The organism is Salipiger bermudensis HTCC2601 (assembly GCF_000153725.1).
Lineage (GTDB): Bacteria > Pseudomonadota > Alphaproteobacteria > Rhodobacterales > Rhodobacteraceae > Salipiger > Salipiger bermudensis.
This window is the reverse complement of sequence record NZ_DS022276.1, coordinates 2464987-2490008: the sequence shown is the minus strand read 5'-3', so window position 1 is coordinate 2490008 and position 25022 is coordinate 2464987. Positions and strand designations below refer to the sequence as shown.

Here is a 25022-nt window from a genome sequence, read left to right as displayed (position 1 = left end):
GGCTCAGCCCTTTCCGTCAAGCCGGACGCGCGGGTCCAGCAGCGTGTAGCAGATGTCGATGATGAAGTTCAGCGACACGAAGAGCACAACCATCATCATCAGGTAGGCCACGATCACGGGGCGATCGAGCAGGTTGATGCTGTCGATGATCAGCTTGCCCATGCCGGGCCAGCCGAAAATGCTCTCGGTCACCACCGAGAAGGCGATGAGCGATCCGAACTCCAGCCCGATGATGGTCACCACTGGGATCATTAAGTTCTTAAGGATGTGCACCAGGATGATGCGGTTCTCGCGAAGGCCCTTCGCGCGGGCGAACTTAACGAAGTCCTGCATCACGACCTCCTGCACGCCGGCCCGCGTCAGGCGCAGGATCAGCGAGGTCTTGAACAGCGCGAGGTTCAGCGCCGGCAGCAGGAGGTGCGACAGCCCATCTCCGGTGAGGAAAGACCACCGCGCCCCAAGAAACTCGGCAGTATCACCGCGCCCGTTCGACGGCAGCCATCCAAGCTGTACCGCGAAGACGAGGATGAACATCAGCCCGACCCAGAAGGTCGGGAGCGAGAAGCCCAGGATCGAGCCGGTCATGATCAGCTTCGAAGACACCCGATCGGGGTAGAGCCCGGCATAAAGCCCCAGCGGCAGGCCCACCACGATGGCGATGACCATTGCGCAGAGCGCCAGCTCCAGCGTCGCGGGCAGCCGTTCCAGGATCACGTCGAGCGCTGGGCGCCCGTAGACGAAGCTGTCCCCGAAGCTGCCCTGCGTCAGCCCGTGCAGGAAGCTCAGGTACTGGCGCCACAGTGATTGGTCGAGGCCGAGGTTCTCGATCACCCGCAGCCGCTCGGCTTGGTTCAGGTCTGGGTTGATTAGGATGTCGACGGGGTTGCCGATGACATTGACCCCGATGAAGACGATCAGCGTCATGGCAATGACGACAAAGCCCGCCTGGATCGCCCGACGTATGAGCGTTGTTATCATGGCCGTGGCTCCCTTCCCTTCAGTCGACGCTGATCGCCATGCCGTCGCGCTGCGGATCCGCAGCACCCGACGACACGCCGTTCTCGACTCGGATACCGTGCAGAGCGGCAAAGGCATAGGTCTGCGGCGACCGCAGCACCTCGTAACCCTCGGCGCGCAGCTCGTCGGCGACCGAGCGGCGGATGCGGTTGCAGATGTCGATACTGTTCGACACGCCCACGAGGCGCGGCGCCGAGACGGCTGCGTGGATGTTCATGTCGAAGTCGATCATGTTCACGATGCCCTGCGCCACGGTCGGCGCGATGTAACTGCCGCCCGGCGCGCCGATGACGATGGAGGGCTGCCCGTCCTCGAATACGATGGTGGGCGCGGCCGAGCTGGCCCTGCGCTTGCGCGGCGCGATGGACGCGGGCCTTCCAGGCCGCGGATCGAAGCGACCCATCAGCCCGTTGTACATGAAGCCGAGGCCTTCGGTGATAGCACCCGACGGGCTGCCCAGAGAATGCGTGAGGGCGACGGCGTTGCCCTCCTTGTCGATCACCGAGATATGGGTGGTGTCGCGCTGCGACATGTCCAACCGCTCGACGTTGCCGCGCTCGCCCCGCTTGATGGCATCGGCCAGTTGCGCCGCGTGCTCCTTGGACAACAGCGCCTGGACCGGCACATCGACATAGGCCGGATCGCCCATGTGCAGGTCCTTGTCGATGGTCATGCGTTTCATCGCTTCGAAGAGCGTGCGCACGTACATGGTGGAGCCGTGGCCCATCGCCTCGAGGTCGAAGTTCTCGAGGATGTGCAGCAATTCCAGCATCGGGAAGCCCGAGCCCGGCGGCGGGCTCGACGCGATGTTGCGCCCCCGGTAGCTGCCCCAGACGGGATCGGCCTTGGTGACGCCGTATTGCGCGAGATCGTCCATGCCGATCAGCCCGCCGTGGGCCGCGAAGTCCGCCGAGATCTGCTCGGCGATTTCGCCGGTGTAGAAGATGTCGGACGAGCCGCTTTCGGCCACCTGGCGCAGGGTGCGACCGAGGTCCGGGTTGCGAAGGATCTCGCCCACGCCCCGCAACGATCCGTCCTCGTGGAAGTAGACGCGCTGACCGGTGGTGGAATAGCGCAGCTTGTCCATCGTGTTGACTTGGCCGTCGCTACTCTGGTCCTTGGTCCAGTACCAGTGCATGTGCGGGCGGATCTTGAAGCCGTCCTCGGCGTATTTGACCGCCGGCGCAATTAGGTCGGCCCAGTCCCAGCTACCGTAATCGCGCAACGCCGTCTCGTAGCCCTTGAGCGAGCCCGGCGTGCAGCAGGCGAGGTAGCCGATTTCTGAAATGTTATCCTCAAGAATGAAGCCGAATCCGTCGCGACTCTGCCCCTTGAGCTTGTCCAGCCACATGTCCGGCGTCGCCGACGCAGGCGCGAGAGCGTAGAACTCGAGGATCTCGTGAACGCCGCGCCCCGGCATGTAGACCTGCATGGAACCGAAGCCGCCGATGCCGGACATCTGCGGGTCGACGACCCCCTGCACGAAGGCACAGGCCAGCGCCGCGTCGATGGCGTTGCCGCCGCGTTCCAGCACCTCGGCCCCGGCCTCCACGGCCTCGGGCTGGGGGGCAACGATGGTCGCGTTCTGGATCATGCGCGCATCTCCTTCAGCGTCCGGGTGAGGAACGCCTTCACGTGACCGATGCACTTCAGCCTGTCATGCGAGACGCCGGGCACCTCGTCGAAACTCACCGTGACGCCCTCCGCCTCGAACGAGGCCTTGAGGCTGCGCAGCCGTTCAGGGCGGGTCTCGCCGGGGTCATTGGCCCCCTCCATGTAATAGGTCGAGCCGGGCTTGTGGGTGATCTCCCACGTCTCGAGGTCGAGCGCGCCGACCACCATGTGGACCGGCACCTGTGCCAGCGCGGCAGCATCGAAGGGCTTGCCGAACCGCTCGGCCAGGTCGCGCACGCCGACCCACCAGTCCCGGTCCGGATCCAGCAGTGTGACCGATCCCGGGGCACCGATGCTCGACGCCCAGAGCTTCTCCGGGTGGAGAATGGTGAACCGGTGGGTGAAGTGGCCGCCCCCTGAATAGCCGAACATGGCGAACTTGGACCAGTCCTGTCCGTATTTCTCGGCCATCTCCCCGACCATCGACAGCACCACTTGGTCGTAGCGGATGTCGCCCTCTTCCATGTACTTGTAGCCCGAGCGCGCGCCGTCGCCGCGCACGTTGACCGGGAAGATCGGGCAGAGCACGGCGCAGTCATTGTAGAGCCCGAACTCAGCAAAGCCGTCGCGAAGTTCCAGCGCCGAGGTGCGGCCCGTGCCGTGCACGGCGACGAGCAGGTCGACCCGGCGGCCCTCGGCCGCGGCGGGCGGCACGTACAGCAACATGTGAAAGCGCGGGTCCGCCGTCGAGGCGAAGATCGCCGTTTCACCATAGTCGTATACCGCGCGGGCGCGTTCGGCCGCGCCGCTCGTTCCAAGCTCTTGCATGGGGTCTCCTGGGGGAAGGTCGTCTTTGCCCGCTCGCGGGCTGGAGGGCGGGGGCACCGTCAGGTGCCCCCGCCGAAGTCCGGCGTCACTCGACGGTGCCATGCACCTCGTAGGCCAGCGTGTACTTGTCGCCGCGCGGGGTGAACTCGATCCCCGACTTAGCGCCCATGACCACATTCTCGTAGTGCATCGGCAGCAGCCAGGTGTTGTTGAAGATCAGGTCCGACACGTCCTGCAGCAGCGGCTCGCGCGCCTCTTCCTCGAGGGTCGAGGTTGCCTCGGTCAGCAGCTCGTTGATCTCGGGCACGTCGATACCACCGCCGTTGTAGCGGCCCATGCCGGTGTCGGCGTCACGGCCGGCGACGATGGCGACCGAGGGGTTCGACACCTCGCCGGTGTTCACGCCCCAGGATCCCAGGAAAAGCGAGTATTCGCCCGTCGAGTAGTTTCCCGAGTAGACCGACCACGGCATTACCTCGACGGTGGTGTCGATGCCGATGCGGGTCAGCATCTGGCCGGCGGCCTGCACCACTTCACTGTCGTTGACGTAGCGGCCCGAGGGGCCGTGGATAGTCAGCGCGAAGCCGTCGGGGTAGCCCGCCTCTTCCAGCAGGGCCTTGGCGCCTTCGGGATCGTACGCAACCTCCTCGACGTTATCGGAGTGGCCGAAGAAGCCCTCGGCGACGAACTGGTGCGCCACGCTGCCGTTCTCCTGCATCACTCGGTCGACGATCGCCTCGCGGTTCATCGCCATCAGCAGCGCTTTGCGAACCCTGGCATCCTTGAAGGGATTTTCATCAAGCGGCGAGCCGTCCTTGGCGGTGATGAAAGGCGACTCGTCGCGCGACACATCCATTCCGAGGTAGACGATCCGGGTCGACTGTCCGCGGATGACCTTAAGCGTATCACTTTGCTCAACACGGGCCACGCCCTCGGACGGCAGCGCCTCGATCAGGTCGAGATCCCCGGCAAGCAGCGACGCCAGTCGGCCACCCTCGTCGGGCACGAGGCGCAGCGTGACTTCGTCCCAGTCCGCGGGACCGGCGAAGTAGTCATCGTTGCGTTCCAGCTCGATGCGATCGCCGGGGGTGTAGGAGACCAGCTTGAACGGGCCGGTGCCAACGGCGGCGGGGCCGTTCTCGAACTCAGACACCTCGGCGTCAGCATAGTCCGAGCTGATGATGCGGATCCGGCTCAGCGAGTTGAGGATCATGGGGTCGGGCACGGAGGTCTCGACGAGCACAGTCAGAGGATCCTCGGCAGTCACCTTGGCGATGTTGCGGGTGTAGGAGGCGAAGGCCTGGCTTTCCTTGTCACGCGCGCGAATCAGCGACGCCACCACATCCTCGGCATCAAAGTCGTTGCCGTCGTGGAAGGTCACACCCTCGCGCAGGTGGAAGCGCCAGTGGGTGTCGTCGACGATCTCCCACTCGGTGGCGAGCTGGGGCTGGTTCTCGGCCGAGCCCCCGCGATTGATCAGGCTGTCCCAGATGTGGCGGCTGGTGGCGTTGTTGGGCGAGTTTGAATCCTCGTGCGGGTCGAGCGAGGTGATCGGCGCGGCCATCCCGATTGACAGGTGCGCATCCTGCGCCAGTGCCGGCGTCGCGGTCGCTGCGGCGATCAGGGCAAGTGCGGAACTCTTCAGGAGGTTGCGTTTCGTCAGGTGGATCAAAGTTTTTTTCCCTGTTTCATGGTGACGGTCCATTTCGGACCCTTTCTCGGCGCGTCAGGCGCCTCTTGTGTGCTCATAGAAAAGGAGGCCGATCATCAATCTGTCAAACATATTTCATACTTGTTTTACTAGATGAAACGTTTAACTTTTTGACTAAATGCGCATGGAGCGACAACAGATGGTTCAAGATTACAACGTAGAATCAGTAGGTAAAGCCTTCGACCTACTCATGGCCGTTGCACGCAACCCCGGTGCCGGAGTAACCGAACTTGCCCGAAAAACTGGCCTCACCAAGTCACGAGCCTATCGCTTGTTGCACACAATGGAACAGCGGCAGATAGTCAAACGCACGAGTGACGGCACCTATGGTTTGGGCGACGCGATGCTGATCCTAGGAATTACAGCCAGTTCGCAGACCGATATGATTCGCCTCGCGACGCCCATTCTCGAAGATCTTTGCCAGCGAGTGAACGAGACAGTTCAGCTCCGGACAATCGACGGCACTGAGGCGATCTGCATCGCCAAGGCGGAACCCTCGCGAGATCTGCGGGTGCACGCTAATGTCGGCCGTCGGCGGCCGCTCTACGCCGGCTCGCCCAAGTGCCTGCTGGCCTTCCAGTCGTCGCGTTTCATCGAAGAATGCGTACCGCTGACCCCCGCGGCGATCACAAACAACACCCCGCGCACCCGGGGCGCCATCTTGCAGGAGCTGACCCGCATCCGGCGGCAAGGCTATTGCATCAGCCGCGGTGAGGTGAGCGACCATCAAGTGTCCTGCGCGGCCCCCGTCCGCACGATCAGTGCTTCGGTCGTGGCAACCGTGCACACGGTCGCTCCAGCCTTCCGCACCGGCGATTCTGAGTTGGAGCACATCATCCGCCTCACAACCGACGCCGCCCACCGTCTCTCAAGCGCACTTGGATGGACTGGCGATGCATAGGTTTTCGCTCTGGCCTGCGACGGAGATAGAGATAGTCCCTGAGGGGGTGCCAACTTTTTTGGGCATCGGTGAGAAGGGCCGGGATGTGTGCTCGTCAGACTGCCATTTCGGCCGCATAGCTGTACCAGCGATCGAAAGCGTCGGCTCTGGATTGGCGGTATGAGATGGTGGACAATTAATCGCGGCGGGGTCCCACGGCAGCAAACCGTCCGAAGCGCAGCGCATTTCCACCGACCACGACGAACCCGTTGCCCTCTCCGAACCGGCCTTCGCTAAAGGCCAACAGCGAGACGATCACGGGGTGACTGCTGGCAAGGCGTCGGCGGCCAAGGCAATTCAAGTTTGCATAACAAGCTCCGCTATCTGACATGAATACCGCCGCCGCTTACGGTGTAGAAGCATGGGCGGCGCACCTATATAGCCTGCCTTGTACCAAGTGGGCGTCGCGGGGAAGCAACATGAAAGCTTACAGAATGATTAACATCGCAGAGGTCTGTTACCCCTGCGAAGCCGCAGAGTGGCTGGCTTTAGGTCGTATTCCCGAAGCGAAACTAGAGGAATATTATGAGACACCTTCAAGTCGCCAGCTCCGAGAGGTTCGAACGGAGCCGGAAGCGCTGTTCTACGAAGATCATCTTTTTGGGCGCCACCCCCTCGGTCGAGGCGAGCTGTCTGCGCTAGGCCTTCATTTGGACTACGATCAGTACCTTTCGGCCAACACGATCTCTGACACACGGCTTCCGCAAGAGTTGTTCGAAGGAAACGAAGCCCTCCGACGCCTTGAGGGAACGGGGTTCAGGCCGCCGGGTCCACCGCGCCCAGAAGAATATGAAGCTGCTACGCTCCTCGAGACTACTGACGAGGTTCTCGAGCAACGTATCCTCAGTGCGCAGATGAAGATACTTCTTGCGCTAATCGAAGGAGACCTGCCCGCTTATGGCTATGCTCTTTCGACAGAGTTAAAAGGAAGGATTGATCACTGGCGCTGTTTCGGCGGCCCGGCCGTTGCCGTCGACGAATTGCGTGGCGGATTGCGCAAGGAACCTATTCCCTCGTCGCTCTGGCGCAAATATCAACAACCATGGGAGATCAACTGTTCTCCCGCGGAGCTTCCTGGCTACATTTGCGGATGGATCAAGATCGAAGACCTAATCAGTTGCTTCCAGGAACCACACCTCCCCCCATCCGGTCCTGCTGCCTATGAATGCTACGGCGACACACTTCTGACGAATGCGGCAATCACTTCGCGTGCGCAGCCAGTCAAATCGCGCAAAGGAAGACCCAAGAAGGGCGGCGACGTCCTAGAGAAAGCGATCCAGTATGAGTACAGGCGCCGCCTCGCCGCAGGCGAGCTTCCGACCAAGCGTGAGGCGATATACGAAGATTGCATTGACTGGTGTGAGAAGGAGCTAAACGTGGAGATTACTCGCTCAACCGCTCAGAGATATTTGAAATCCATCTTGCAACAGCTGGAAGGCGCCCAATAATCCGCCCAAAATTAGCAGGAAATAGCGCGCGCCAGAATGTGAGTTCTGGGCTGAATATCCCGTTTTTGGGCTGGGATGCGGCTTCAAATTTCTGGCGCGCGCAGTCGAGAATGCATTCCATCGCAACTGATTGGAGCGCATTACATGAACCACACCTACCTTTCTGTCAGCCAGGTGGCGGAACGCTACTGCGTCCACCGCACCACCCCTTGGCGCTGGGCAAAGACTGATCCAAACTTCCCTAAGCCTATCGCCCTAACGCCCGGCTGCACACGCTGGAAACTCGCCGATCTTGAAGCTTGGGAAGCCGCAAAGAGCGGCAAGACCTCCTAATAAAACCGCCACCCGCTGATAGACGGGCGGCGGCGATATTCTCGGTAGTCAGCAACGTCGAGAGTAGCGTGTACCGCTCGTGCCAGCAAGGCATGGAGCCACACATGAAAGACAATCCGAAAAACACCCCAATGGTCGTGCTGCCCAAGAACAGCCGCGAAGAACTGCGCGTTTGCATCGATACCTTCAAAGGGCACGTTTTGCTCAACCTGCGCATCTGGTACCTCGGCAAAGACGGTGACATGCACCCTACGCGAAAGGGCGTAGCACTCCGTGCCGAGAGCCTACCCGACATCATCGCAGCACTGACGTCGCTTCAGATGACCTTTGATGCGAAGGACAGCGCATGACCATGACGGCTCAAGACCTCACGAAAGCGCTGGGCGGTCGCTGGCATCGCTACTACGGCCTCGCATTCTGCCCCGCCCATGACAATCGCAACACACCCGCTCTGAGCATTGCGACCGGCGAGGACGGCCGCCTCCTCCTCAAGTGCTTTGCGGGCTGCGCCTATCGCGACATCGCCAAGGCGCTCGAGGCACGCGATTACATTGACCGTGCGCATCCGCAAGTTCCGAAGACCGAGCGTCCGGCCAAAACCTCTGAGCGCCGGGGGAAGCAGGCGCGCCGAGTCTGGGACGCTGCCACCTCGATCCACAAGACGCTGGCCGAGAACTACCTTCGTCGGCGCGGCATCCGTAGTGACCTGCACGGAAGCCTGCGGTATCACCATTGCTGCTGGCACGGCCCGAGCTCCCAATGCCTGCCGGCAATGATTGCGCGGATCGACGGCGCCGCTGACTTCGCGATCCATCGAACCTATCTTGCGCCGGATGGCACGGGCAAGGCGGCCGTGGCTCCTACCAAGATGATGCTCGGAGCCGCGAGGGGCGGCGCCGTGCGCCTCGGCCCAGGCGATGCCGCCGGCCCTCTCGTGGTCGCGGAGGGCATCGAAACCGCTCTGTCGCTTCCAGGGATGCTCGACCACGTTGGCCCGGTTTGGGCTGCCTTGTCGACCAGTGGCATGGTGAACCTCCTGCTACCCCGGACGCCTGGGTCACTGATCATCGCCACCGACGGCGATGCCGCAGGTCACCGTGCAGGCCAAAAACTCGCCAAGCGCGCCCATGCGCTCGGTTGGCGGGTTTCCATCCTCGAAGCACCCGAGAGTTGCGACTGGAACGACATGCTGATCGCGGAAGGGTACAACCAATGACCCGCCCGATGCCTGTTTCTTTCATGCCGGACTGGCCGGAGCCTGATCCCCGCTACCTGCGCGACGAGCAGTTGGAACCGCCAGACTTCCCGGTCGAGACCCTGTTCCCGCCGAAGCTTGCCAGCTTTCTCGCCCTTGCTGCGCGGGCGAAGAGCGCCCCTGTCGACTACGTTGCGATGGGCATTCTTGCTGTCGTCAGTTCGCTGGTCGGTAATGCGCGCTGGGCAGATGCGTCAGATAGCTGGAAGGAGCCTCCAACGCTCTGGGTCATGAACATCGGCAAGCCGTCTATGGGCAAATCCCCCGGGCTGGACGTCGGTCTGACGCCCCTCAAGCGTCTGGAAAGTAAGTACCGCGCTGAGACCAGAAAGGCGCTTGCCGCTTGGGAGTCCGAGGCCGAAATTGCCCAGCTGATCGAGCAGAACTGGAAGAAAACCGCAAAGGCGGCAGTGGAGGCAGGTGAGCCGCCCCCGCCTAAACCGGATGCAGCAAACGCAGGCCCGAGGCCGGAACTGCCGCGATTGTCTCTTTCCGATGCCACCATCGAGAAGGTTGCGATGCTCATGCAATATCGGCCGAAAGGACTCTTGCAGGTGCGTGATGAGCTTGCAGGCTGGCTGATCGGGATGAGCCGCTATGCCGGAGGCGGGTCTGACCGTCCGTTCTGGGTCGAAGCCCATGGCGGTCGGGCCTACATCGTCGAACGCATGGGGCGGGCCCCTGTCGATGTGGCTCAGCTTGCCATCCCTGTGGTCGGCAACATCCAACCTGACCGCCTGCGGTCTCTGCTGATGAAGGCCGACGATGACGGGCTGCTTGCCCGGTTCATCCCGATTTGGCCTGCGGCTGCGCCGCTCAGCCCTCCACCAAAAGGCTTCGACGACCGTCTGCTGGACCCGATCTACGAGCGGCTCGGTTCGCTGGAGATGTGGCCCGACAACAACGGCATGGCACAGCCCAAGCTGATCCCGTTCAGCCCGGAAGCGAGCGAGGTACTTTACGATTTCCAATGCCGTCTGCGCGATCTGGAAGACGGTATCGAAGGTCCGCTGCTCTCGTTTCTGGGTAAGCTTCCCGGTCTGGCCGTCAGGCTCTCGCTGGTTCTCTCCTACTTACATTGGGCGTGCCGGGCCACATCCGAGCCTGTCACCATAGACGCGCGGATGGTGCGCAGCGCCATCGACTTCATCACTTCTTATGTCCTACCGATGGCGAAACGCAGCTATGGTGCCGCGTCGGTCGGACAAAAGGAACGCGCCGGGCGTGCTCTCCTCGACCTGATCCGGCGCAAGGGGTGGGAGAGCTTCTCAAGCCGCGAGGTACGCCGGATGCAGTGCATCGGGCTGGCGACGCAGGAGCACATCGACATGGCAATCGCGGCGCTGGAACGGGCAGACATCATCCAGCGCATTGATATGCCGCCCCAGCCGCAGGGCGGCCGCCCGCAACGGCGCTATGCGGTCAGCCCGCTGATCCAGAGCCAAGGGCAGCCTAGCGGGGCTAGATCAACCTGACGGAACTGACAGAACACGTGAGCGCCTCGCCCCCGACATGAGGCGGGTCGCCTTCTTTCAAGCGCTGCAGATGCTGCTGACCCACGGAATTGTCAGTTCTGTCAGTATGGGTTTCGCTAATTGGGTTCAGGTAGGTCAAGCCTCCCCGGAATGACGGTAGTGTCTCAACCTTCGCTCCCGGCACCAGGCTCGGCGAGCAGGAAGAAAAGAGCCGCCCTTCGGGAAGAAGTGCGGCCGTATTCGCGAATTGCAGTATTACTCGACGGCCCTCCAATACCTCACTCGTCCACCCCAGATGCAGGCTGTTTTGGAGCACGATGCAGATCTTCAGTGGCCCAGGCCGATAGTGCCTGCTGCGCGATCTGTTGCTCGAAGCGACGCCGTTCATCGGGATCTTCGGCGAGGTGCTTCACTCGTGCGTCGATTTCTTCAAGCAGGTGCGCTGACGCCAGATCGCCCGCTCCGGCCGCAATGCGGGCCCAATAGCTTGCACGAGCGTACGAGCGTTGCTCGTCGATGCCGAGAAAGTAGTCCGCGGCCGCGCTGCGCATGGCCTCGACGGTCGAGAAGTTGTCGGGGGTATTTTCGAGATTGGGCTGGATCGTGAGGATGTCCTCAAACGAGAGCACCTGCTCAAGCTCATCAAGTAGCGGGGTTGCTTCTGATCGTCCGATGGAGCTGGCCCATAGGGCAAAGTCGTAGGCTCGCTTCGGATCGCTTTTGGCGAGCTCTTGCGCAATGATCAGCGAAGCATCAGGGTCTCCCTGGATCCCGATGGGCATGAGGAGTTCCAACCCGAGCTCGCGGTTCCTCGGAGCGCCGTTCCCGGTGACGAGCGCGAGGCCCATTTCAAGGCGATCCTCTTTTTCTGCCGGGAGATTTCCAGAGAGAAGAGCCTCTACGGTCTCAACAGACATGACTGCATGGCTCGTCGACGGGGAAGTCTGGAGTGTCGGGCGCAGCGTCGCGTAGATGTTCCCGGGGCCTTCCAAGAAACTCTGGAAGTCGAGGTACGGCTCGTAATCGTCTTCGAAGTTCGTCTTTAGCGTGAGGGTCTGGGGGTCCGATAAGAACTGTCCCCACGTGGATTTGAATGATGATCTCAGCGAATCGACAGCAGCGCTGGATGCTTCGCTGTCCTCCGCCCCTAGGGTCATGGAGTGCCAGGGAAGAGTGTCGATCGTGGCGTCACTCGTTTCGGGGCTGAGCATGCCTCGCGGGAATATTGGTCGAACCGCATCCCACAAACCATCGTTTCGAATGGAGACCTGCGCGCCTTCAAGATAGGCAATGAGCGGCTCGCGTTCATCAAGGTCGCCGATCGCGAAGTAGGAAAATATGAACTCGCTCGAGATCGAACCCATGTCGTCAAGAGTGGCGTCGGCCAAGGCAGTGAGGCGCGCAGGACCGACGAGACTGTCCGGAATTTTGTGCCCCGGCGTGGTAACTCTGAAATGAGGAGACCCACGTATGAGCATCGACAAAGACCTTCTGGACCAGCTGATGAAAGGCCGATCGGCCGGGGACCTTTTCGGCAAGGACGGCGTTCTCGCCGAGCTGACCAAGGCGCTGGCAGAGCGCGCCTTGAGTGCCGAGCTGGAAGAACATCTGACCGAGGAACGAGCTGACCCACCAGCGGAAGGGGCGTCTCAGGCTCCGAACCGGCGTAACGGTAGCAGCCAGAAAACGGTCACCACCGACAGCGGCAAGGTCGTGTTGGACATCCCTCGGGACCGCAACGGCAGCTTCGATCCCGTGCTGATCGCCAAGTACCAGCGCCGTTTCCCGGAGTTCGATACCAAGATCATTTCCATGTATGCGCGCGGGATGACGACCCGCGAAATCCAGGGACACATTGAGGAGATCTACGGCATCGAGGCCTCCCCGAGCTTGATATCGGCGATCACCGATGCGGTGATGGACGAGGTCACGGCTTGGCAGAACCGTCCGCTCGAGCCCTGCTATCCGGTGGTGTTCATGGACGCGATCCGGGTCAATATCCGCAGCGATGGCGCGGTCTCGAACAAGGCAGTCTTTGTCGCCCTGGCTATCCTCCCGGACGGCACGAGGGACGTGCTGGGGCTATGGTTTCAGGCCAATGAGGGCGCCAAGTTCTGGGCCAAGGTTCTCAACGACCTGCGCAATCGCGGGGTGCAGGACATCCTGATCGCGGTCGTGGACGGCCTCAAGGGCTTCCCCCAGGCCATCGAGGCAGCCTTCCCACAAACTCAGGTTCAGACGTGCATCGTGCATCTTCTGCGCCATTCTATGAGCTTCGCCAGCTACAAGGACCGCAAGGCCGTGGCAGTGGCGCTGAAGGCGGTCTACTCCGCCGTCGACGCGGCAGCCGCCGAGGCCGCGCTGACCGACTTCGAGGAGAGCGATCTGGCCGCCCGCTACCCGGCAATCGCGCCGAGCTGGCGACGGGCCTGGACCGAGGTGATCCCGTTCCTCGACTATCCACCCGAGGTCCGCAGGCTGATCTATACGACGAATGCCGTAGAGGCGCTGAATTCGAAGATCCGCCGGGCTGTCCGCACACGGGGGCATTTCCCCAGCGACGAAGCGGCAGCGAAATTGATATATCTGGCCCTGAATGCTACTTCTCAGGAGTGGAAGCGCTCGGTGCGCGAGTGGCACGCAGTGAAAAGCCAGCTCGCCATCATGTTCGAGGACCGCTTCCCAATGGCGTAATCAACGCGCCGGGGCACAGAATTCCGGACAGTCTCGGACCGACTTCGTACTCAAGATCAAGCTCCAATCTGGGAACGCTGAGTTTCTTGAGGCCAGCGAGGGTCAGTTCTGTCTGCGCGCCGTCAGGTAGGCATGTCTTGTTCATCTCGACACCGCCGATGCTGACGCCGAGACGCCATTCGTCTCGTCGTTCGGTAGAGGCAAGCTTCATCGACATGTGGTCAATGGTGATCTTGCAATCTCGATACTCGACCCATTTCATCGGCCATACGGTAACGTCATAGAGCGTTGCTCTCCACTCACCAGTATCGACTGCCAGGCCGCCATAGGTGATGTCGATCTCTGAGCGCAGGGCTGTGACTGCCGATTGCACTACTCGATGAGCGACGAGATCTGGCGAGAAGAGTTCGAGCCATTCAGAAAGAACGCCACCGGACTGCGCGCTGACAGGTGCTCCGAAAAGTGCTGTCACAAGGCTCAGAGACAGAATGGGTTGGCGGCGACGGTGCATGAACTCCCCCTCAATTGTTCAGTCCTTTCAATATCCGTGCCGGCAACGTGCTACGCCGCTCAGGAAATTGAAACCGCAATCGGTGCGAGACAATGCAGGAACCGGACCTCGGGGAGTGACCTTCGCTCTGGATGCCACCCAGTTAAATGGACATGAGACGACGTCCTCATCGAAAGGTGGTCGACCACAGCGCCTTTTGAGCGTCAATACCGTGATCCACTGCCACAACTGACTAAGTATGGTAATCTCAGCGCGTGACCGACCGAACTGACTTAACTGACATAAGTTTGGCACGCGCCGCACCGGCCCTTGTCTACGGAGACTGAGATCCTTGCGAGCGTCTATGCGGCGCAGACCCGCAGCGTGCCGCCTTCCGGAGATTGTAGTTCTTGACCGTACCTTGCGGCAATTTGAAAATCCGACATCTCAATGGCTTGCCATCGGCCTTTGTCGCGGTCACGGTGGATTTTGGCTGCTAGGTTGACTAGGCCAAGACCACCTGAAGCTGGAGTACTCCAAATGCCTTTGCCGTTCATCGCGATTGCCGTCCCGGTCATACACTCAAGCGGAGGGTGGATCGCGTCCACATCAGCTGCGGGGTACATCGCGGGAACGCATACCGCGACTTGGATTGGCAGCTTTATCCTTGGCAACAGTAGCCTCCTCAGCTCTCTCGGCCTCATCTCCGGCGCGGGTATCTTTGCTGCCGGGGCTGGCACAGGGCTCCTTGCCGGGGCGGCATCGAGCACAGGCGTGCTGCTGACGCAGGTAGGTTTGGGTGGGGTCGCCAGCTACTTCGGCATCGCGCCGGTCGTAACTTTTCTGGGGCTGACGCCAATCGGGTGGATTGTTGCCGGAACCGGCGCCACTGTCGCAGGTTCACTTGGCTACTTCATGACCGGGCGAAAAATGAAAGAGATCAACGAAGCTCGCGTTGAAGGCGGACTACCTCCGATCACGGTTCGGGAGCTTCTTGCTGAGATCAAAGGCTTTGACAACGATGCAAAGATCGAAGTCCTTGCAAAGTTGCAGCAGGAGGGCTTCGACATCCACATTTCGTGGGATCGTAGGTTCGCGACGATTGAAGGCACCACTTACCCAATCCGAAGGCTGCTCTACCGCGTCAAAAAGGATGGGTCGGAAGATCTCGCACTCAAGACCCGCATTGGGCGGAATAAGAAAGTCCTCCTAGTCAAACTGGCTGATCTAGGTGGGGACATCAGTGCCGCCCCAACTTGAACGGCGGTAGCGTGAAATGGGGGTAAAAGCTTTTTCATTCTAGCCGACCAGTCAGCAGCGATATGCGTCCGCCTGAACCAAAGTTACTGCGCTTGAGGCACTGGTCGACGAAACCACAAAAGCGTTCAGCGCCAGACACCAATCACCGCTGCCCGCGTTAATCGCTGCGACCCTGCGGCGCTTGCAGTGTAGCGCATCGCCGGCGAAGGAGGTTTCGAGAAGTTCGCCAAGGTCATGGTGCCGCCGGCCTTGACCTTCTCGTGGCGCGCCTCCAGCATCCGACATGACGACTCCACAGAAATAGAGCCGGAATCGTTTTGGACACCGATCATCCCGCTACGGGGTCAGTTTTGCACGCCTGCCCTCCTGACAGAGAAAGGTCGCATTAAGATCTTAACCATGACACGTTCTGACATGGATAAGTTGAAGAAATAGAGCGCTGCCCAATACGCTAACTTATCGCGAGGGCGCCGCGGTGATTGAACTGTTTTGAACTGGACCCTTGATGCCGCACGACTGCCGCATGCCATACCCCGCGGACACATCTGATCCTTGCCGTATTCTTTTTGAAAAAATTGAACTGACCTATCGCGCCGGCCAGCCGCTGCACGCATATCGCATTCATGAAGACGCTGTCGATCTTCTTCGGACGCATCTCATCGATGCCATTCAGAGACGGCGACTAAATGAATACTCTGCTGCATTCGTCCTTTGGAGTGCGGAAACCTTTCGCCGGGAGTTTGAAGGTGGCCAGTACACCTGGATATTCTTGACAGAAAAGTTGACTACGACACCCGATGGGCTCGATCTCCATCACGTCTGCCGACGGGGCTTGTCGTGGTTTGGACGCAAACTCACCCGAACGGACGGCGGTACGACCTATTATCTCAAGACGCTGGCCGCCGAAGGTGGCCTACCAGAAGCATTGCTGGCCGATCAGGAGGGCAGCACCCGTCGGCTCGTCCGAGGCTTGCTTGGCGACATTCATAAAGTAGGTCAGGGTGCACCTGAGCAGGTGCTGAACGCAGTAACTGCCCAGCGCATTCAGTCGCTTCCCATGGGTTTTCGGACCGAAGAGTTCAAAACGCTGTTGCGTGATTTCTGCTTGGTTCTGCTGGCCCGGAAAGCAGAAATACCAACAACGATCCCACCCGAGGCACGGCAGAGCTGGCTGGACGCAAACAGACCGGGTTGGAAGGATGCACTTCCACTGCGGATCGAATCCGCCGCGGCCGAGAGCCTGTTGCACGAGGCTGTCCGCTCCGAGAATAGCCTAGGACGGGATACCATCGCGTCCCGCCACCTTGTTCGCGTTGAGGATCGCTGGGTCCCGAAGCTGCGCATCGCCCATACCGCCGAGTTGCCAGACTGGATGTTGGGGCTTGGCGATCCACGTATCAGGTCGCTCCGCTTTCTCCCGGATACCGATCTGGCACAACAAGCGCCCGGCCTTGTGCTATCAGCCTACAAGGAGCCGGGAGACAAGGTCTGGGAGGTGCACCGCGACAGCGCCGGTCGTCGTGCGGAATTTACCATGCCGTTGGATGCACCGGTCTCATTTCGCTTGATGGCGGAGGGACAGCTCAAGGGGACGCATGTTCCGCCTGGCTGCGATGCACTTAGCGATGACGATATGCCCACCGTTTGGTCCGCTGAAGATCTGTCACCAAACGGCACCGTGCAAAGTCTGCGCAAGCTCGGATCAAGTGCTCAGAAAACCAAGGCACCCAATTTGTGGGTCCTCGTCCAGGGTGGGGCAGCAAAATTCGAGGATCTGGAGACCGTTGAAGAAGGCCGCATCGGCCCGGCAAAGCTCTGGCGCGTGACCGGAAAGGGCGTCGTCATCACCCCGGCAGGAAGGCTGCCGATCATCACCGGAGCCGAGGAAGAGGCAACCGACAGCTTGTTGGCCAGCGGTGTTCATGTGCCCGGTTTGCGCGACACAAGCCGTTCCGAGTTCATGCAGGGTATTCCCGTATTCCACGCGCTGACCGCAGACGGGACCGGTCGTCGGCTTACCCGGGCCCAGATGCGTTGGCGTCCGCTTGGGCAGAAGATCTGGAAGAATGGCTTGCCCGCCCCCACAACCTGCCTCGGCACCCACCAATTCTGCTGGAAGGATGAAGGCGGTGCCGCGCGGGCCTTTGCCACCGTTCGGCTGCTCCCGGAAAACGCTCAGGTCGCATTGGCCGATTGTGGCGATGGTTTTCTCGAATGCCGGGTATCGGGCCTGCCCGCCGGGACAGTGGTCAGTTTGGGGAGCGAGGTTTCGGGCGTGGTTCCAACGCACGGAACCCTGACCTTGCGGATGGGTGATGCCGCTTCTGCAATGGGGCGTATTCCGCTGCACATTCGTCCAGCCGAGGGCGGAGCGCGCGCCTTTGATGCGACGCTACCGCGACCAGGCGACCGCGGTTATTTCATCGACGCTGAAGACCACATTCTACAGGAGGACATTGAACTCGACCTGGGCAGCCTGCGCGGCTGGCGGATCGTTGCGCCCACAGATCGAAACGCCGAACTGCGCATCCGCCTTCAGGGGGACCACACACCCCGCCAACCGATCCTTTTGGGTGTCACAAATGAGACGTCCTTGGGCACCCTCCTACCGCGCCTGCGTGGTCTGATGGCGATCGGTGGGCCCGACAGCGAACTCCGGATGCGCGTCCTGATCGGCGCTTCGCAGAGCCAACGCATCAAGCTGCGTCGTCATTTGCGAAACGGTGACTGGGCCGACGGAGGGTTCACGCTTGGTCCAGACAACGGCAACGTTGATCCCGGCGGGTTGGAGATTGAGGCTGCGAACCTGTCAGCCCCATCACTCAGCGCAAGGATTTCCGCACTGCAGCCAGGTGAGGACCCCATGCCACTCCTGCCCGAGCATCCAGGGCCGTGGATGTTCTTCGCCCGGGATGCCGGTGGGCTCGTTCGTCCACCCCGTCCGATCCAAAAAACCGTCGCAGAGGCCCCTGTCACGGCACCGCATTTCTCCGAAGAGTTCCTGTCCTGCGGGCAACACCCCCGGCGAAATGATCGTCTGGCGGCTTTCGGCAGGGCGCTGCGCCGATTGATTGAACCGCACGGTATGGGCGATCTCGGGGTGTTCGAGCAGCAACTCGACGACCTCGGCGATACCGAAGCACTATCCAGCCTCGACTCGGTCGTTGCCTTGTCGCATGCGCCGGATCTGGCAGCCCTGCTGCTGCTGCGGGCCGCACCCGATACGCTAGGCGCGCGGCTCGAGCTGGAAACTGTCAGCCCCTTCTCCTGGACCACGCTACCATTGAGCGCGTGGCGCCATGCCCTGCAAACCCACGCGAGCTCTCTATTCATGCAACTGAGCGCCAGCGGCCTGCCTGAGAGCGATGCAAAGAGCTTCTCCCAACAGGCCATCGTTCACCGGCTACGGCAGCTTGTCGATCGCCGCCCAGAAATCTCCGGACAGTTGTTTTCCGCTGCCATGGACACCGACCTCCTTCCTGCCCTTGTGAAGGTCTGCCCACCGCCGCTAGCCCTGAACAATCCCGAAAAGACCCTCGCCGATTGCGCGCAAAGTGCAATCAAGAAGCACGAGGCGGCGCGGCAGCCCTTCCCGCTTCGCTCATCTCATGCGCCGGCCCTCTTCAAGACCTTTTTCGACGGCTTTCGCGGCTTGCTCGATGCGCCGCTGATAGCTGCGGAACATGTGCTGGAACTTCTGCCGACACCGCCAGACACCGAGACCGCCATCGCGCTGCTGTATTACCGGCTGCACGATCCCGACTATTTCGAGACGGCGATGCCAGCCGCCATCGCCCTGATCCGCTCCAAGACGAAGTGAAACCATGAAGACCTCCGGCTACGGCGCCACACTTTCCAGCATCGCGACCCGAGCAGCTTCGGCCATTGTCGCACGGGGCAACATTCGGTCAGATTCTGCGCGATCTATGCTGCTCCGCCGCCTGTCCGCAATCCCCGGCGAAACGGATAGCTTGATCGCGCCGCCCCTCTATGAGGCGGCCCGTATCTGGCAGGCCGCCGAGCCAAACATGGCCCAGCTCGCGGGTGAACTGCTGCGCCCCGACCTCGTCGAGGCGCTGGATGCTGCCGGTGCTGAGGCCATCCCGAAGGACCGCCATCCATACTGGCACCAGCACGAGGCCTGGAAATCGGCCGCCGCCAGTCGAAGCTACATGGTCACAAGCGGTACAGGTTCTGGCAAGACCGAGTGTTTCATGGTGCCGATGCTGAACGACCTGCTGAACTGCGCGGAGACCGGCGCAAAGCATGGCGTCCGCGGGTTGATCCTATACCCTCTCAACGCGCTGATCGACTCGCAGCGGGAGCGACTCGGCTCATGGATCGCTCCTTTCGACGGGAAGATTTCCTACGCTCTCTATAACGGCGACACGCCAGAAACCCGCAACCCACACAAGCGTCCTGGCGCCGCAGAGATCGGCGACCGCAAAACCCTGCGTAAGACGCCCGCCAACCTGTTGGTGACCAACGTCACGATGCTGGAATACATGCTCACGCGGGCACAGGACCGGGGCATTCTCGAGCAGTCTCAGGGGAAGCTCCGATGGATCGTGCTCGACGAGGCGCATAGCTACGTCGGCGCTCAGGCTGCAGAAATGGCGCTGTTGCTGCGCCGCGTACGACAGGCCTTCGGCGTAAAGCCAGAGGACGTCCGGCTTGTCGCCACCTCCGCCACGATCGGCGAAGGTCCCGAGACAACCGAAGCCCTACGCCGCTTCGTTGCCAGCCTTGGTGGCGTCGATCCCTCGCAAGTCGACATCATCATGGGGCGTGAAGAACCGTTGATTCTGCCAGAACCAGTCGCCGACGGCCCGATCTGCGTCCATGGCGAGACACCCGAAGCGCTCTGGTCTGGCCTTGCTCCGCACCCTCGAGTGCAACAGGCCCGCGCCATGCTGCGCGATGGCGGTGCGCGGCTTCTAGATCTTGCCAAGGTCCTTGTGCCGGAGAGTGCTAACGCCGTCGAGGCAGAGCACCTACTCGACGCCATGGCGCAAGCGCGCGAGACGCCGGATCGGCCGCCGCTGGCGCCTTGGCGACTGAATGCCTTTGAGCGCTCCCAGGCCGGCCTCTGGGCTTGCGTCGATCCGGCGTGCGGCCATCGATCGCCTGAGCTTTGCGCCGAGGACAGTGACTGGAATTTCGGACAGATCCATCTGTTCCAGAGAGAGCATTGCGGATGCGGTGCCCCGGTGTTCGAGATCGGCGCGTGTTCGGAATGTGGCACCCCGTGGCTTCTCGCGCACGAGGAAAGTGGCAAACAGCGCATCCTGCACCAGTCTGATTCCGACACCGAAGAAGACGACTTCCGCCTCGACGTCGAGCCCGAAGACGACGGCGACGACGCATCGGTTAGTGCGGCCCGCCTTGTCGGCCCCGCTGATGACTCCCATCCGGTACATCAGCTGCGACATTCCGATGCTGTGGTGCGCGATGTCTTAACGGACGAGCCTGGGCACAGCACGATCCGCCTATGCTCGCATGACGATCGAGGCTGCTGCGCTGGCGCGCATCACAGTCGAAGCAGAGTGGCGGTTCAACGCTTCGGCTCGCCGTTCTTGTTGGGCAACGCGATCCCGCAATTGCTTGAGGCGATGCCACGTCCTGATGGCATTCAAGGTCCAGCCCCAATGGGTGGACGGAGGCTTCTCTCTTTCACCGACAGTCGCCAGGGCACCGCTCGCTTCGCCGCCAAGCTCCAACAGGAGGCGGAACGTGGCCTGACGCGCGCTGCGATCTGGCACGCGGTGCAAAGCAAAGCTGCAGGTGATCCCACAAAGGCGGCAGAACTGCGTGCTCAGCTTGATGCGCTACGCGGCAACCCTTTGATGGCAAGTCTACTCCCTGCGCTTGAGAAGCAGCTCGCAGAGGCCGAGGGAGGGTTCGCCCCAGTACCTTGGACCGAAATGCTCAACACTCTCGCACAGGTTCCGGACCTTCGCAGTTTCGCTGGCGACGTCTGGCAGGGGCGCGGTGCGAGTCACCCGTTCGGAGGGCTCACGCTTGCGCGCGAGCCAGTGGAGCTGGCAAAGCTACTGCTGCTGCGCGAGATCTTCCGCCGACCGAAACTGCAGAACAACGTGGAGACAATGGGGCTCGCCCGTGTCTGCTGGCCCGAGCTCGAGCGTCAGATGGAGGAGTCCGACATCCCTGCCCCATTGCGCGAGGCGGGACATGAGGCGCCAGTCTGGATTGCGCTCGGCCAAGCAGCCATCGATATGGCCTTTCGAAACCGCCTTGCGGTGCATATGCAGCAGACCCCTGTCGATCTTGCGCACTGGATCTCACCTCGACAGGCCGCAACACAGGTCTTGGAGCCGGGTGTCGAGTTCGACGAGACAAGCGCGAGCAGGCGCACCCATAAATGGTGGACTGCCTATTCCAGCGCCGGGCTTGTGCAGCTCATCTATCGGCTAATTGACGGCGACGACGAATCTGCCACAGACCTCGAACGGTGCCAGACGGTCTTGGATGCCCTTTGGGCAACCTTGCGCGCGAAGGTGCTAACAAGGGCCGATCCCGGCTGTTGGCAGCTCGACTTCGCGAAATCGGCCCTGATCGGCATGGAGTCCGCTTGGCAGTGCCCCGTCACCGGAAAGCTTCTGCCCTACACGCTCGCGGGGATCACTCCGAACGACGCCGCCAGCCCCGAAGCAATGGCGGAAGTCACGCTGCCCCACCTCCCAGTCACGAGCCCCGCCGGGCTGACAGGGGCCGAACGCGCCCGGGTCGAGAGCTGGCTCACCACTGACGAAACCATAGCCACGCTGCGCAAGAAGGGGCTGTGGACCGACCTCCAAGACCGTGCAGCGGCCTTCGCGCCTTTTCTACGCGCGCAGGAACATTCGGCTCAGATCGACCGTGAAAGCCTCAAGGGCTACGAGGATGCCTTCCGAAAGGGTCGGATCAACATCCTGAATTGCTCCACGACGATGGAGATGGGCGTCGACATCCCCAATGTCGGAACCGTGGTGAACACCAACGTCCCACCTGCCCCGTCGAACTACCGCCAGCGCATCGGCCGCGCCGGTCGGCGCGGAGAGCCATGGGCAATGTCTTTTACCTTCTGCAAGGACAAGCCGCTCGACTGGCAGGTCTTCCGCACTCCCGAAACCCTCCTGAGGGCCGAAATCCCAGCACCCACAGTCCGCCTTGACAGTCCGGTCATGATCGCGCGTCACGTGAATGCACTGCTGCTTGGCATGTTCCTGAGGAGAGAAGGCGGGCTGAGCATCAAGACCGCGATTGGGTCATTCTTCGGCGCCCGAAGCTTCAAGCTCGAAGACGATCTACCGAACACTTGGACCGAAGGCGCCATGGCCGACCAGTTTCTTGCCGAACTTGATGGCGGCTGGGCAAATGAACCTGAAGTTGTCGAGGCGATCACCCTATTGGTGCGTGGTACCGCACTTGAGGGCAAGACCAACCTTCCAGCCGCGACTGCGACCGCATTCGCCGACCTCGCGAAGCGTTGGCGCCTGGAGTATGAGCGCCTTGTCGATGGCTGGCGTGCCGCCCCTCCGCGCGAGCCCGAGAAAGCATTCTTTGCCAACCGTGCAAGACGGATGCGCAGCGAGTTCCTTATGACGGAGCTGGCTCGGCGCGGCTTCACGCCGGCCTATGGGTTTCCAGTGGACGTGGTCAGCTTCGATCACATCGGCGGAGACGGTGGCAAAGGACCGTCGCGGCAGCTCGACATCGCGATCCGCGACTATGCGCCGGGCTCGGAGATCGTCATCGACGGGTTGGTACACCGGTCCGATGGGATACTGCCGGCTTGGAGCAATACCGCAGATGCCGACAGCCTCGACGATCTGCGCAGCCACTGGCGCTGCCAGACCTGCGCTGCCTTCGGCCTGTCGCGCGAAGCCGTCCACGAATGCCCGCGATGCGGCGATCCCGTATTGCATGGCGAGCTGTTGCGCCCTTCCGGTTTTCTCGGTCGCAGGAAGCCCCACGCAGGCTATGAGCAGGTCAGCTTCGTCGCCCCCGACCGCCCGCGAGTGTCCAGCGGCGATGTTCCCTGGCTCAGTCTCGCCGACCCTTCAGTCGGTCGGCTTCGAACGTCGCGACAGGGGCACGTTCTATTCACAGGCTCAGGCCAGAATGGCCATGGGTACGCCATTTGCCTCGCCTGCGGACAAGCCGAGCCTGAGACCGGCTCCGCGCAGGATACGCCGCTGTCACAGAGAATGGCTGCGCACAGGCCGCTGCAACCCATCCGCAACAATCCTCGCCACGACGGCAATTGCCCCGGTTGTGATGATACCTCGCGCAAGATCCGGCGCAACGTGACGCTTGGTAATGAGATTACGACTGACGTCTTCGAATGGCAGCTGCGCGACCTTGGAACGACATCTACTGACAGAAGCCGTGCTATGGCGATCGCCGCGGCCCTGCGCGAGGCGCTGGCGAAGTCTCTCGGCATCGAGGCCGAAGACATGGGCATCGCAGCGGCCCCAAGTTTGCTCGAAGATGACAATCGCGCGATGTCTGTCTTTCTTTTCGATCGAGCCTCAGGCGGTTCTGGCTTCGCTCCGCTGGCGCAGGATGCGCTGCCTGTTCTCGTCGAACGGGCCCGAGGCATTCTTGATTGTCCCGCGCGGTGTGCATCAGGATGCCCCGAGTGCATCCTGCGCGGCGACATCCAGTATGACATAGCGCTCTTGGACCGCCCTGGCGCGCTTGAAACGCTCACGGGCCTGCGAGATCGGCTCAACTTGCCAGAGGCGCTGAAGCTTTTTGGCGAAACGACCCGAGCCCTACCCCAGGCGCTCCCCGATTGGCTGGCTCCGCGCCTGCGCGGTGGTCATGTGACCGAATTGGCGCTGTTCATGCATGGCGCGCCGTCGACATGGGATCTCCGTGACCTTGCCGCGCGTTTGCCCCGCCGCGACGAAGCTCGGGTCGCACGGGTCGTCCTACGGCACAAGGACATGGTTAAACTCGAGGCACCAGAGAAGGTCGATCTTGTACGTTTCCTCGCGGAGTGCGGTGCAAGACTGCACGGCGTCGAAACCCTGCCGAGCCAAGGGGGCAAGCCAGTTCTGTGCCAATTCCTCTACGAGGGGCAGGCGCAAGCTGTTACCGCCCAGACCGAGGACAACGCAGTGCCCGATGGACGCTGGGGCCGACCGGAAGAGGGTCCGATCCTCCTCGGCCCTCGCAAGCCAGAGGACCTTGGGGCATCGCTTTCTGCCGAGAAGCTCGCAGTCTTTAACGAAGGAAACTCGATCTATGCCGATGCTGGCACCCGTTTCGATCGAAGCGTAGGCCATTTCGGGAGGGAGTTCTGGAAAATGGTCCGAGAAATGCGTCCTCAGCTCTCCCGTGAGGTGCCACTGGCCTCGGTCACCTATTCGGACCGCTACCTGCGCGCACCATTGCCTGTGCGGCTTCTCTACGAGGTGCTCCGTACAATGCCGGATAGGAATGAGGCGACGACAATCATGGTAAGAACCTCGGCGCAGGATCGAGAGAGCCGCTTCCCGAGCCGCGACATTGAGGACAACTGGACCGAAGATCGACTGCGTCTGCAGACCATGAAGGCTCTGCTGCCAGGTGTGGATGTGCGGATTCTTCCAAGGAAACTTTGCCCTCACCCACGTAGTTTCGAACTGACATGGCGAGACGGTCGCACCGCACGCATTCACCTCGACCAAGGGCTGGGCAGCTGGACGGTAGCAGACCACTTGGCACCGCGCTTTGACGTCGAGGATGATCCGAAGCGTCAGGCGTCAGCGCTTGCGAAGATGACGTTCAGTCTGCGCAACCGTCAGACGAGCGGCATCGAAACGCCGATCTGGGTGTCTTGGTGACGCTGGTTGGATCGGAAGTGGCGGCCTTTCTCGAAATCAGGCAGAGGCCTTTGGCCTCGGCAAATTGACGGCTTCGAGCGCCCGATTTGTCTATTGTCAGTTTAGTCGGTTTGGTCCTCGT

General features: G+C 61.5%; 16 protein-coding genes. 10 read left to right on the top strand and 6 right to left on the bottom strand.

Features of this window, described 5'->3' with window-relative positions; all coding sequences use genetic code 11:
- Positions 1 to 3: 3 nt before the first annotated feature.
- From R2601_RS11815 to R2601_RS11800, 4 genes are all read right to left on the bottom strand, one after another.
- The gene (locus R2601_RS11815) at positions 4 to 978 is read right to left on the bottom strand and encodes an ABC transporter permease (RefSeq protein ID WP_007798505.1); all 975 of its coding nucleotides are present in this window, start codon (positions 976 to 978) and stop codon (positions 4 to 6) included.
- A gap of 19 nt (positions 979 to 997) precedes the next feature.
- A complete protein-coding gene (gene ggt, locus R2601_RS11810; RefSeq protein WP_007798504.1) occupies positions 998 to 2611 on the bottom strand; it encodes a gamma-glutamyltransferase in 1614 nt (537 codons plus the stop codon).
- A complete protein-coding gene (locus R2601_RS11805; protein ID WP_007798500.1) occupies positions 2608 to 3459 on the bottom strand; it encodes an alpha/beta hydrolase family protein in 852 nt (283 codons plus the stop codon). Before R2601_RS11805 ends, ggt begins: the two co-directional genes overlap by 4 nt.
- Before the next feature lie 85 nt (positions 3460 to 3544).
- Positions 3545 to 5131 (bottom strand): ABC transporter substrate-binding protein, encoded by a 1587-nt coding sequence (locus R2601_RS11800; RefSeq protein ID WP_007798497.1) that lies wholly within the window; start codon positions 5129 to 5131, stop codon positions 3545 to 3547.
- Between the two features lie 178 nt (positions 5132 to 5309).
- On the opposite strand from R2601_RS11800, the gene R2601_RS11795 reads away from it, so the two are divergent.
- From R2601_RS11795 to R2601_RS11775, 6 genes are all read left to right on the top strand, one after another.
- On the top strand, positions 5310 to 6071 hold the full coding sequence (locus tag R2601_RS11795) for an IclR family transcriptional regulator (protein WP_195903850.1): 762 nt from the start codon (positions 5310 to 5312) through the stop codon (positions 6069 to 6071).
- Between the two features lie 458 nt (positions 6072 to 6529).
- Positions 6530 to 7558, top strand: coding sequence for a hypothetical protein (locus R2601_RS11790; protein ID WP_144266906.1), 1029 nt, complete (start codon positions 6530 to 6532; stop codon positions 7556 to 7558).
- Between the two features lie 144 nt (positions 7559 to 7702).
- Positions 7703 to 7891 carry a helix-turn-helix transcriptional regulator gene (locus R2601_RS25905; RefSeq protein WP_083793920.1) on the top strand — a complete coding sequence of 63 codons (189 nt, stop codon included), beginning with the start codon at positions 7703 to 7705 and terminating at the stop codon, positions 7889 to 7891.
- A 104-nt stretch (positions 7892 to 7995) separates the two neighbouring features.
- A complete protein-coding gene (locus R2601_RS11785; RefSeq protein WP_195903849.1) occupies positions 7996 to 8241 on the top strand; it encodes a transcriptional coactivator p15/PC4 family protein in 246 nt (81 codons plus the stop codon).
- Positions 8238 to 9107 carry a DUF7146 domain-containing protein gene (locus tag R2601_RS11780; RefSeq protein ID WP_007798486.1) on the top strand — a complete coding sequence of 290 codons (870 nt, stop codon included), beginning with the start codon at positions 8238 to 8240 and terminating at the stop codon, positions 9105 to 9107. The genes R2601_RS11785 and R2601_RS11780 overlap by 4 nt, the downstream gene beginning before the upstream one ends.
- Positions 9104 to 10621, top strand: a complete 1518-nt coding sequence (locus R2601_RS11775) for a DUF3987 domain-containing protein (RefSeq protein ID WP_007798484.1) — start codon at positions 9104 to 9106, stop codon at positions 10619 to 10621. Before R2601_RS11780 ends, R2601_RS11775 begins: the two co-directional genes overlap by 4 nt.
- Before the next feature lie 278 nt (positions 10622 to 10899).
- On the opposite strand, the gene R2601_RS11770 is transcribed toward R2601_RS11775, so the two are convergent.
- Positions 10900 to 12009 (bottom strand): SEL1-like repeat protein, encoded by a 1110-nt coding sequence (locus tag R2601_RS11770; RefSeq protein ID WP_007798481.1) that lies wholly within the window; start codon positions 12007 to 12009, stop codon positions 10900 to 10902.
- Between the two features lie 82 nt (positions 12010 to 12091).
- Between R2601_RS11770 and R2601_RS11765 the strand changes: the two genes are divergently transcribed.
- On the top strand, positions 12092 to 13315 hold the full coding sequence (locus tag R2601_RS11765; protein WP_007796303.1) for an IS256 family transposase: 1224 nt from the start codon (positions 12092 to 12094) through the stop codon (positions 13313 to 13315).
- Here R2601_RS11765 and R2601_RS26645 read toward each other — a convergent pair.
- Complete coding sequence (locus tag R2601_RS26645) at positions 13284 to 13826, bottom strand: hypothetical protein (protein ID WP_144266905.1); 543 nt, start codon at positions 13824 to 13826, stop codon at positions 13284 to 13286. The genes R2601_RS11765 and R2601_RS26645 overlap by 32 nt on opposite strands.
- 519 nt (positions 13827 to 14345) lie before the next feature.
- Here R2601_RS26645 and R2601_RS11760 point away from each other — a divergent pair.
- The 3 genes from R2601_RS11760 (at position 14346) to R2601_RS11745 (ending at position 24901) form a co-directional block, all read left to right on the top strand.
- Positions 14346 to 15065: a hypothetical protein gene (locus R2601_RS11760; RefSeq protein ID WP_007798479.1), complete on the top strand. Its 720-nt coding sequence runs from the start codon at positions 14346 to 14348 to the stop codon at positions 15063 to 15065.
- A 505-nt stretch (positions 15066 to 15570) separates the two neighbouring features.
- On the top strand, positions 15571 to 18885 hold the full coding sequence (locus R2601_RS11750; protein WP_144266904.1) for an STY4851/ECs_5259 family protein: 3315 nt from the start codon (positions 15571 to 15573) through the stop codon (positions 18883 to 18885).
- Between the two features lie 4 nt (positions 18886 to 18889).
- A complete protein-coding gene (locus tag R2601_RS11745) occupies positions 18890 to 24901 on the top strand; it encodes a DEAD/DEAH box helicase (RefSeq protein WP_007798469.1) in 6012 nt (2003 codons plus the stop codon).
- Positions 24902 to 25022 lie beyond the last annotated feature (121 nt).

What these genes read in the sequence shown, in the direction of transcription:
- R2601_RS11795 (WP_195903850.1), top strand. Translation starts at nt 5,310, where the DNA reads ATGGTTCAAGATTACAACGTAGAATCAGTAGGTAAAGCCTTCGACCTA.
- R2601_RS25905 (WP_083793920.1), top strand. Translation starts at nt 7,703, where the DNA reads ATGAACCACACCTACCTTTCTGTCAGCCAGGTGGCGGAACGCTACTGC.
- R2601_RS11805 (WP_007798500.1), bottom strand. Translation starts at nt 3,459, where the DNA reads ATGCAAGAGCTTGGAACGAGCGGCGCGGCCGAACGCGCCCGCGCGGTA.
- R2601_RS11785 (WP_195903849.1), top strand. Translation starts at nt 7,996, where the DNA reads ATGAAAGACAATCCGAAAAACACCCCAATGGTCGTGCTGCCCAAGAAC.
- R2601_RS11780 (WP_007798486.1), top strand. Translation starts at nt 8,238, where the DNA reads ATGACCATGACGGCTCAAGACCTCACGAAAGCGCTGGGCGGTCGCTGG.
- R2601_RS26645 (WP_144266905.1), bottom strand. Translation starts at nt 13,826, where the DNA reads ATGCACCGTCGCCGCCAACCCATTCTGTCTCTGAGCCTTGTGACAGCA.
- R2601_RS11815 (WP_007798505.1), bottom strand. Translation starts at nt 978, where the DNA reads ATGATAACAACGCTCATACGTCGGGCGATCCAGGCGGGCTTTGTCGTC.
- ggt (WP_007798504.1), bottom strand. Translation starts at nt 2,611, where the DNA reads ATGATCCAGAACGCGACCATCGTTGCCCCCCAGCCCGAGGCCGTGGAG.
- R2601_RS11745 (WP_007798469.1), top strand. Translation starts at nt 18,890, where the DNA reads ATGAAGACCTCCGGCTACGGCGCCACACTTTCCAGCATCGCGACCCGA.
- R2601_RS11790 (WP_144266906.1), top strand. Translation starts at nt 6,530, where the DNA reads ATGAAAGCTTACAGAATGATTAACATCGCAGAGGTCTGTTACCCCTGC.
- R2601_RS11775 (WP_007798484.1), top strand. Translation starts at nt 9,104, where the DNA reads ATGACCCGCCCGATGCCTGTTTCTTTCATGCCGGACTGGCCGGAGCCT.
- R2601_RS11750 (WP_144266904.1), top strand. Translation starts at nt 15,571, where the DNA reads ATGCCGCACGACTGCCGCATGCCATACCCCGCGGACACATCTGATCCT.
- R2601_RS11765 (WP_007796303.1), top strand. Translation starts at nt 12,092, where the DNA reads ATGAGCATCGACAAAGACCTTCTGGACCAGCTGATGAAAGGCCGATCG.
- R2601_RS11760 (WP_007798479.1), top strand. Translation starts at nt 14,346, where the DNA reads ATGCCTTTGCCGTTCATCGCGATTGCCGTCCCGGTCATACACTCAAGC.